The sequence below is a fragment of the Actinomadura sp. KC345 genome, assembly GCF_004348515.1.
Taxonomy (GTDB): domain Bacteria; phylum Actinomycetota; class Actinomycetes; order Streptosporangiales; family Streptosporangiaceae; genus Spirillospora.
Map to the genome: position 1 here is coordinate 1 of NZ_SMKH01000353.1, position 7,317 is coordinate 7,317.

At 73.4% G+C, this 7,317-nt stretch carries 3 protein-coding genes; all 3 read left to right on the plus strand.

Going from position 1 to position 7,317, the window contains the following annotated elements:
- Positions 1-271 precede the first annotated feature (271 nt).
- The 3 genes from E1281_RS34970 (at position 272) to E1281_RS34980 (ending at position 6,983) form a co-directional block, all read left to right on the plus strand.
- The gene (locus E1281_RS34970) at positions 272-3,304 is read left to right on the plus strand and encodes a LuxR family transcriptional regulator (RefSeq protein WP_131883987.1); all 3,033 of its coding nucleotides are present in this window, start codon (positions 272-274) and stop codon (positions 3,302-3,304) included.
- A gap of 135 nt (positions 3,305-3,439) precedes the next feature.
- Positions 3,440-4,534: an alpha/beta hydrolase gene (locus E1281_RS34975; protein WP_131883988.1), complete on the plus strand. Its 1,095-nt coding sequence runs from the start codon at positions 3,440-3,442 to the stop codon at positions 4,532-4,534.
- A 1-nt stretch (position 4,535) separates the two neighbouring features.
- Entirely contained in the window at positions 4,536-6,983 is a 2,448-nt protein-coding gene (locus E1281_RS34980) for a GMC family oxidoreductase (RefSeq protein ID WP_131883989.1), read from the plus strand.
- Positions 6,984-7,317: the final 334 nt, after the last annotated feature.

Below are 7,317 nucleotides of genomic sequence, written 5' to 3' on the forward strand. Positions count from 1 at the left end.
GTCGCGGACCGGATGTCACGGGGTCGCGACGCTTTACCCACTTGAGGTTGACACGGGGCGCCGCAGGACGGTTCATGGCACTGAACGTCGGTGGCCGCGGAAGGCATGGTGACGGAGGAGGCCACCGGGGCGGGGACACCGCGTCCGGCGGAGGCGTGTTGGCTCCCCCCTATTGACGTTCCACCCGATAGGGTGAATCCCGCCAATTCCGAACTGCGACGACGAGCATCATCACGGCGTATCGGCCGCCCGTTCGCTGCTGGAGTGTGACATGGAGGGTCGTGCGGCCCGCGACGCCGGGGGTCGGCCCGGCAACGCTCCGCTGGTCGGGCGACGCGAGGCGCTGCGGGAGATCGACCGCATGCTGGACGCGGCCGAGGAGGGCTACGGCTACCTGGCGCTGGTCGGTGAACCCGGTGCGGGCAAGACGCGGCTGCTGAACGAGCTGGCCGATGCGGCGAGCGCCCGGAAGCTGCCGTTCGTGGCCGGGCGTGCGGCGGAGTTCGAGCAGGAGATGCCGTTCGGCGCCGTGGTCGACGCCCTCGACGACCGCCTCGAAGAGCACACCCTGAGCCTGTCCGCGGGGGCGCTGCGCCTTCTCGGGTCGGTGTTCCCCGCGCTGAGCGACCCGGCCGACCCGGCCCAGCTCACCGGCGGGGCCGCCCCCGACTCGCGGGTGGCGCGCTACCAGCTGCACCGCACCGTCCGGCACCTGCTGGAGGACCTCGCCGAGCCGCACGGGCTCGTGCTGATCCTGGACGACCTGCACTGGGCCGACGACGCGACGATCGAGCTGATGGACCATCTCGTCCGTCATCCGCCGCGCGCCCGGGTGCTGGTCGCGGTCGCGTACCGTCCGGCGCAGGCGTCGCCGCGGTTGGCGGCGCTGGTGGACGCGGCCGGCCCGCAGGGCGTGCGGGTCACGGCCGATCCGCTCACCCACAGCGAGGTGGCGGAGTTCCTCGGGCCGGACGTGAGCCGGTCGCGGTGCGAGGCGCTGTTCCGGGCGAGCGGCGGCAACCCCTTCTACCTGGAGGCCCTGTCGAAGATGGGCCCCGGGGGCGGCCCCGCGGGACGCGGCGGCACGGACCGGCAGGGCTGGGAGAACGGTGTCGCCAGCCTGACCGAGGTCCCGCCGGCCGTGAGGGCCGCGCTTCAGGTGGAGCTGAGCGCGCTGCCGCCCGAGGCGCTGCTGATGGCGCGGGGCGCCGCCGTGGCCGCGGACGTGTTCGAGCCCGCGCTGGCGGCCGTGGCGGCGGAGATGGAGCAGAACGCCGCCCTGACCGCGCTGGACGTGCTCACCGGCCATGACGTGGTGCGCGCCACGACGGGCGGGCGGTTCCGGTTCCGGCATCCGCTGGTGCGCCATGTCGCCTACGCCTCGACGGCGGCGGGCTGGCGGATCGCGGCGCACTCCCGGGTGTCGTCGCGGCTGTCGGAGCTCGGCGCGCCCGCGGCGGTCCGCGCCCACCACGTGGTGCGGTCGGCGCGGTTCGGCGACCGCGAGGCGATCGGGACGCTGGTGGAGGCCGCCCGCGTCGTCGCGTCCCAGGCGCCCGGCACCGCCGCGTACTGGCTGAAGGCGGCGCTGGAGCTGATGCCGGACGGCGACGCGGGCGAGGCGGGCGGCCCCTATCCCGACCGGATCGAGCTGCTGGTCGAGCTGGCCCACGTGCAGGCCGTCAGCGGGCACGCCGAGGAGGGCCGGGAGACCGCCCGCACGCTGCTCGGGCTGCTGCCCGCCGGCGACACCGTCCGCCGCGCCAGGACCGTCCAGATGTGCGCGGTCATGGAGCGCCAGCTCGGCCGCATCCACGAGGCGCGCGCCATCGTGCTGGACGAGCTGCGCCGCACCACCGACCGGCAGACCCCCGAGGCCGTCCTGCTGCGGATCCGCCTGGTCGCCGACCGCATCCAGCGGGCCGACACCCGCGGGTCGCAGGCCGTCCTGGACACGATCCCCGACAGCGCCCCCGGATGGGGTCCGGGGCTGGTCGCGGCGGTCGCGTCCATGCGCCCGATCGTCGCCCACGTCCGGGGCGAGGTCGAGGAGGCGATCGCCTACGCGCAGAAGGCCGACGAGCTGTTCTCCGCCGCGTCCGACACCGACTTCACCGACGGCCTGGACTGCTTCGCCTGGCTGCTGTTCGCCGAGTCGTTCCTCGGCATGTACGACAGCGCGCTGCGGCACGCCGAGCGGCTCGTGTCGATCACGCGGACGACGGGCCAGACCTACATCCTCGGCTACATGCTGGCCGGGCAGTCCCGGATCCTGGCCCAGCAGGGGCGGATGGCGGAGGCCGCCGCGGCCGCCGACGAGGCCACCGCGGTCGGCCGCGAGCTGCGCTCGCAGGAGGTCCTGGCCTACGGGCTGATCCAGCAGTGCCTGACCGCGTCCTGGATGGGCGACCACGACCAGGCGCTGCGCTCCGGTGCGGAGGCGGTCGCCAACGACACCGGCTCGGGCGAGTGGTGGACGCACATGGCGCACGTCGCCCACGCCCTCGCGATCATCAACGCGGGGCGGCCGGACGAGGGCGCCGAGGCGCTGACCGCCGCGTGCGGCGACGGCACCCAGGGGCTGGACTTCGGCACGCTGGTCATGTGCGCGGAGACGCTCGCCTCCGTCCGCGCCGCGCAGGCCGACGCCGCGCAGGCCGACGCCGCGCAGGACGGCACGGCGAAGGACGGCACGGCGAAGGACGGCACGGGCACCGCCGCCTACTGGGCCGACATCGCCGACGCGATCGCCGACCCCGCGCTGACCGGGGACGTCGGCCTGGCCCGGCTGGCCCGCGCGCACGCCGCTCGCGCCGATGACCCGGCGGGTTCCGCGGTGCTCGCCGCGGAGGCGGCCGAACTGCTCGCCAAGGCGGGCCGCCGCCCCGAGGCGGGCCGCGCCGAACTCGCCGCCGGGATCGCGCACGCCGCGGCCGGCGACCGCGGCCGGGCCCGGGAGCGGGTGCGGGCGGCGGCGGAGATCTTCGACGCGTGCGGGATGCGGGGCCTGCACGGCCAGGCCGTCCGCGAGCAGCGCCGCCTCGGCGTCCGCGTCCCGGGCCCCGGCAGGTCCGCGGCCCCGTCGCCGGGCGGGAAGGGCGCCAAGGACAAGCTCCCGTTCGGGCTGTCGCCGCGCGAGCACGAGATCGCCTCGCTGGTCGCGGAAGGGTGCAGCAACCAGCAGATCGCCGAGCGGCTGTTCCTCAGCGTCCGGACGGTCGAGACCCACCTCTCCCGGGTCTTCGCCAAGATCGGGGTCACCTCGCGGGTCGGGGTGGCGACCGAAATGAACCGGTCGTCCTGATTTCGACTCATAGTTCACGTAGGTCCCGTACGGTCGGGCCGACCCCCTGGCACACGTAAGTACGGGTTCTCCACGATGCCACGCCGATATGCGTGTTTGGCAAGGTTGTGACGTCACGAGCCGGAGGGGATGGACATGGACGAGCAGCGGATCGCGCGCTTCACCAGCGCGGGCGTCGCCGACGCCGAGGTGTCCGCGCATCCCTTCGCCACCGCGGACGGACTGGGGCTGAACCTGACCCGGTTCCGCCGCGCCGACTGCGACGACGTGGTCCTGCTGGTCCACGGCCTCACCACGTCCAGCGACATGTACATCATGCCGGAGCACACCAACCTGGTGAACTTCCTGCACGACGCCGGGTTCGGGGACGTGTGGGCGCTGGACTTCCGCATGAGCGGGCGCTTCCCCTACAACGCCGAGACCCACCGCCACACCCTCGACGACATCGCGCTCCACGACCACCCGGCCGCGCTGGCCGAGCTGCGCCGCCACGTCGGGGACCGGCGGGTGCACGTGATCGCGCACTGCCTGGGCTCGGTCTCGTTCTCGATGGCCCTGTTCGCCGGGACGGTCACCGGCGTCACCAGCCTGACCTGCAACAGCGTCTCACTGACCCCGCGGACTCCGGCCTGGTCGAAGATCAAGCTGGGGTACGGGCCGGCGCTGATGGAGTACGTCCTCGGGCCGAGCCAGCTCGACCCCCGCTACGGGCAGGCGCCCGTGCTGACCCGCGGCTGGATGCTGGCCAAGGCGGTCGCGCCGTTCCACCGCGGCTGCGACGAGCCCGCGTGCCACGTGCTCAGCTTCATGTGGGGCGGCGGGAAGCCGATCTTCACGCACGAGAAGATGTCGCCGGTCACGCACGGCCGGCTCCCCGACCTGTTCGGGGCGTGCAACGTCCACTACTACAGGCACATCCACAAGATGGTGAAGGCCGGCCGGGCCGTGAAGTACGACCAGCGCGGGCCCGGACGCGCGGAGCTGCCGGACGACTACCTCACCGGCGCCGCGGAGGTCACCACACCGATCCTGTTCCTCACCGGAGACCGCAACCACGTGTTCACCGACTCCAACATCGTCTGCCACCGCCTGCTGGAATCCGTCACGCCCGGCCTGCACGAGCTGGCGGTCCTGCCCGGCTACGGCCATCAGGACCCGTTCATGGGCGAGAACGTCGACGCCGAGGTGTTCCCCCAGGTGCTCGACTTCCTGAAGCGGAAGGCGGGCTGACATGGAGCACGCGGACGCCGTCGTCGTCGGGTCCGGGTTCGGCGGATCCGTGGCCGCGTACCGGCTGGCCGAGGCCGGGCAGTCGGTCGTGCTGCTGGAACGCGGGCAGCCGTACCCGCCTGGCGCCTTCCCGCGCTCGCCCGCCGAGATGGGCCGGGCGTTCTGGGACCCGGACGCCGGGCTGCACGGGATGTTCGACGTGTGGCGGTTCAAGGGCTGCGACTCGGTCGTGTCCGCGGGCCTCGGCGGAGGCTCGCTGATCTACGCGAACGTGCTGCTGCGCAAGGACGAGAACTGGTTCGTCCACGACCGGCCGCTGCCCGGCGGCGGGTACGAGCGCTGGCCGGTCTCGCGCGCCGACCTCGACCCGCACTACGACGCGGTCGAGAAGATGCTGGGCGCGACGCCGTACCCGCTCGACCAGGTCCCCTTCGACGACACCCCGAAGACGCACGCCATGCAGGACGCGGCGGCGGAGCTGGGGCTGGAGAGCACGCTGCCGCCCCTGGCGGTCAGCTTCGCCTCCGAGCCCGGCGGCACGCCCGCGCTGAGCCTGCCGATCGCGGACGCCGGGTACGGCAACCTGCACGGCGTCCCGCGGCGGACGTGCCGGCTGTGCGGCGAGTGCGACATCGGCTGCAACGAGGGCGCCAAGAACAGCCTCGACCACACCTACCTGTCCGCGGCGGCGCACCACGGCGCCGACATCCGCACGTCCCACGAGGTGAAGGCGCTGCGGCCGAGGCCGGGCGGCGGGTACGAGGTCGACTACGTCCACCACGAGGACCTGACCGCCGGGAAGAGCCGCCCGGCCGTGCGGACGATCACCTGCGACCGGCTGATCCTCGGCGCCGGCACCTACGGCACGACGTTCCTGCTGCTGAGGTCGCGGGACGCGTTCCCGGGGCTGAGCGACGCGCTCGGCACGCGGTTCAGCGGCAACGGCGACCTGCTGACGTTCCTGATGCGGGCCAGGGACCGCAACCGGGTCCGGCCGCTGAACGCCAGCCGCGGCCCGGTGATCACCACCGCGATCCGGCTGCCGGACGAACTGGACGGCGTCCCCGACGCGGGCCGCGGCGCCTACATCCAGGACGGCGGCTACCCCGGGTTCACCGACTGGATCGTCGACGGCCTCGACGTCGGCGGCGACTTCGAGCGCGCGGTGAAGTTCCTGTGGGACCGGTTCACCGACCTGTTCCGGGACGCTCCGGACACCAACCTGTCCAAGGAGATCTCGGAGCTGATCGGCGACGGCGCCCTCACGGTCAGCTCGCTGCCGCTGCTCGGCATGGGCCGCGACGCCGCCGACGGGCGCCTGCACCTGAAGGACGGCCGGCTCGCCGCCGACTGGACGGCCGAGACCAGCGAGGAGCTGTTCAGCCGGGTCCGCAAGACCATGCAGCGCATCGCGGACGTGCTCGGCGCCGACTACGCCGACAACCCGATGTGGTTCCGCAAGCGCATCATCACCGTCCACCCGCTGGGCGGCGCCCCCATGGGCACCCACCCGGGTGAGGGCGTCTGCGACGCCTTCGGCGAGGTGTTCGGGTTCCCGGGCCTCTACATCGCCGATGGGGCGGCGATACCGGGCGCGGTGGGCCCGAACCCCTCGCTCACGATCGCCGCGCAGGCCGATCGGCTGGCCACGCGGCTGCTGGAGGACGCGTCCGCACAACGGAGTGCGGCCGGGTCCGGCACGACCGTCCCGTCCACCACGGGGGCCGAGCCGGCCTGGGGTGCCGGCTCGCCGGACGGGGCGGGGAACGGCTCGGCGTACGGTCCGGATTCGGGGAGCCGCGGAGGGACACGGGGACCGTCCGCCGTGGCGGCGGACCGTACGTCGCTGTCGTTCACCGAGGAGATGAAGGGGTTCGTCACCTACGGCGAGACCGATCCGCGGATCGGCGAGCTGGCCGGCGACCGCCGGGGGCTGTCGTTCCGCCTGACGATCACCGCGGAGGACACCGACGGGTTCCTGGCCGAGCCGGACCACGAGGCGCGCGCCGAGGGGTGGGTCGACGCGTCCGGCCACGGGGGCCGCCGCCCGGTCGAGGAGGGCACGTTCAACCTGTTCGTCGAGCCCGAGGACGACCGGGACGGCGCCGAAGAGCGGCGGCTGATGAAGTACCGGCTGTTCTACACCGACGGCGCCGGAGAGCGGCGCACGCTGAGCGGGGTCAAGCACGTCCGGCACGGCCCGGCGACGCGGATCTGGTCGGAGACGTCCACGCTGTACGTGCGGGTGCTCGACGGTCACGTCGGCGAGGACGAGGAGGACGGCGCGGAGGTCGTCGCGGCGGGAGTGCTGCAGATCCAGCTGACGGACTTCGCGCGGCAGCTCACGACGTTCCGCACGTCCGGGCCGGACGGGATGGAGAAGCTGCTCAGCTTCGGCAGGTTCTTCGCCGGCGAGCTGTGGGAGGTCTACGGCCCCGACTTCGCCTGAGGGGCCCATGTTCGTGCAGGCCGAGGGAACTGCGGGGTGCTCTCGGCCTGCACCTTTTCGCCGGAGGTCGCGCGGGGGGTCGCGCGGCCTCCGGCTCTATTTATTTCAGGCCCGGCCCACTGCGCTCGCCTTTGCGGCTCGCTCCGTGACCTGGCCTGTGCGAGCGCGAATCGCTTCGCGATCTTCCCGGTGAGGCTCGCCTTCGGCGTCGCCTCACCGGTCAGATCGCGCGCTCGCGTGCGTGGCCGGGGTTATTGGGGGCCGGGGGCGCCGTCTGTGGGCGGCTTAGATGTCGCCTGCTTGGCGGGCGGGGCAGGTTGGCGGGCACTTCTTC

What these genes read in the sequence shown, in the direction of transcription:
- E1281_RS34970 (WP_131883987.1), top strand. Translation starts at nt 272, where the DNA reads ATGGAGGGTCGTGCGGCCCGCGACGCCGGGGGTCGGCCCGGCAACGCT.
- E1281_RS34975 (WP_131883988.1), top strand. Translation starts at nt 3,440, where the DNA reads ATGGACGAGCAGCGGATCGCGCGCTTCACCAGCGCGGGCGTCGCCGAC.
- E1281_RS34980 (WP_131883989.1), top strand. Translation starts at nt 4,536, where the DNA reads ATGGAGCACGCGGACGCCGTCGTCGTCGGGTCCGGGTTCGGCGGATCC.